Annotated in this window: 1 protein-coding gene; it reads right to left on the bottom strand. The window is 61.1% G+C overall.

Annotated features, from left to right (window positions below):
* Positions 1 to 2177 (bottom strand): acetyl-CoA decarbonylase/synthase complex subunit alpha/beta (acsB, locus tag GFC01_RS17610; RefSeq protein ID WP_152948452.1); only part of this gene is annotated, 2177 nt, incomplete at both ends.

Raw genomic sequence — 2177 nt, 5'->3', positions numbered from 1 at the left:
AACGGCGGCATGGTCAGGGCCGGGTGACCCTTCTCCTCCAGGAAGGGCAGGATTTCCTCGCCGGTGACACCCACCGTTTCGTCGGCGATCTTATCCACAAAGTCCCTGCCCAGACCGGCTTCTTCCGCCGCTTCCTCCAGCTGCGGCCGCAACTGATCCTTCAATGCCCTGGGCATCCACACCAGGCGGCCCAGACCGCCGTCGGCCGGCACGAACTTCCGGGAGGCCAGGTAACTCTTACTGATACCCATGAACCCGGGCATCTGGGCGCCGCCGCCGATGGTGCCGGCCATGGTGGAGAAGGTCATGCCCGAAGGAGTCATGCCCCCGTGCTCCCGGTTGACCACCATGAAGCCGTTGCATTCCGGCACCATGGCCAGGATGCATTCGAAGCAGCCGCAGGAGGTCATGGGGTATTCCATGATGGTGTAGAAATTGACCGCTTCCACCGTCCGCTGGGAGTTCTGGTACACAAATTCGTTCATGGACTTCCACTGCCCCTTGACCGGGTCGATCAGCCCCTCCAGGGGAATGGGCTGGTTCGGACCGTGGGGGTTGATTTCATAGGCCGCCTTGGCGTCCAGCCAGCTCACCGCGCCGCACAGGCCCGTCCGTTCGGGCGGTACGATGCACACGTGGGTGGGGGCGAAGGACTGGCACAGGGTGCAGGAATAGAAGGTGTCCACCGTCTCGTCCTTCAGTTCCTTCAACCGGGCGTCCCGTCTGGCGTAGTATTCCCGGGCCATTTCCCGCAGTTCCAGCACCTTTTGTTCGTCGGTGTAGATGGTCACCTGCACCCGGTCCACAATGGAGGGGAATTCGGCCTTGAACTTGGCGTAGAGTATGTCTCCCAGGTGCTTTAAGCGGAACCCCTTGGCATAGGCCCCTTTGCTGATGCGCACCCACATGATGTCCCGCTGGGCCACGTGCCACAGACCCTCGCCGTAGTTGGTGAAGTAGTGGATGCGCCGCTCCAGCACGGGCTCGAAGTCTTCCTGCATCTTGCGGCCGTAAATGTCCACCACGATGCCCAGGGGCAGGCGCCCCCCTTCCGGCACCGTGTCGATGTCCGGCCCCACCAGTTCGATCTTGCCGTCTTCGATTTCGTCCGGGCCCACCATGCGCACCAGTTCGAAGCCCGGGGTCTTGGTGCCGCCGAATTCCACGTACATGTCCTTTTTGCGGATGGATTCGCCCTCGAAGGCCGGCCCCACGGTGATGGGTACGTCGATGTCAATGGCGGTAATCTTGATGCCCCGTACTTCCAGGCAGGTCTGGACGATCTTGTCGTAATCGGGCTCGGAGATGAACCAGTCCTTGATCTGCTTGTCTTCGGGCAGGGGCTGGTCGGTGATCACCGGGAAGCCCACGTTGATGGCCCCCAGGGCGGCGGCGGTTTTGACCATGTCGTGTTCGCCCAGGTAGAGGATGAAGGCCAGCACCCGGCGGCGCTGGTAGTCCCGCTGGGCGTCCCTTAAACCGGGCTTGATGCCGCCGAACATCATGCCGGCCCTTAAGGCGTAGTTGGCCGCGTGCACCACCTGGGTGAAGTTGCCCAGGGGGTAGGCGATGTAGTCCACGCCCAGCTTGACCCCTTCCTCCAGCAGCTGCTCGATGATCTCGTCGCAGAGGAAGAGCATCAGGCCCTTGGCCATGAAGCTGTCCACAATCTTTTTGGCCGATTTGCTGTCTTTGGCCCGGCCGATGATCACCGCCTCGCCGGGAATGGTCCAGTCCACCATCTTGGTGCCGTACTGGCGCACCACCGGGTCGCCGATGAAACCGGTCCAGGGTGGAACGTGCAGGGGGTTTTCCGGTGTATGCTTCAGGTAACGGATGGCTTCGATGATATCGGCGGCGTACCAGGTGGCTTCCCCGGCCAGCCGGGCGTTGGTGAAATCCCGGAAGTTTTCTTTAAACTGTGCCCGCACCCGGTTCAACACCGGCACGCAGTCGCCCAGGGTTTTGATTTCTTCACCGCTCAAGCAGCGGATCACCGGCAGGTAATAGGCCGTGTCGGGATAACCCACGGGGTGGTCGGCCCCGTAGGTCCGAATGGCCTGGTTTAACAGAATTTCCGCATAGCTGACCGCTGTAATGGCTCCTTCGTAGGCCTCTTTAAATAGCCTCTTTGGTTCTTTACCCGGTTCTATTACCCCTTCAAAGATCTGGTCGAA

The organism is Desulfofundulus thermobenzoicus (assembly GCF_009428905.1).
Classification (GTDB): Bacteria; Bacillota; Desulfotomaculia; order Desulfotomaculales; family Desulfovirgulaceae; genus Desulfofundulus_A; species Desulfofundulus_A thermobenzoicus.
This window is presented reverse-complemented; position numbering and strand designations above follow the sequence as displayed.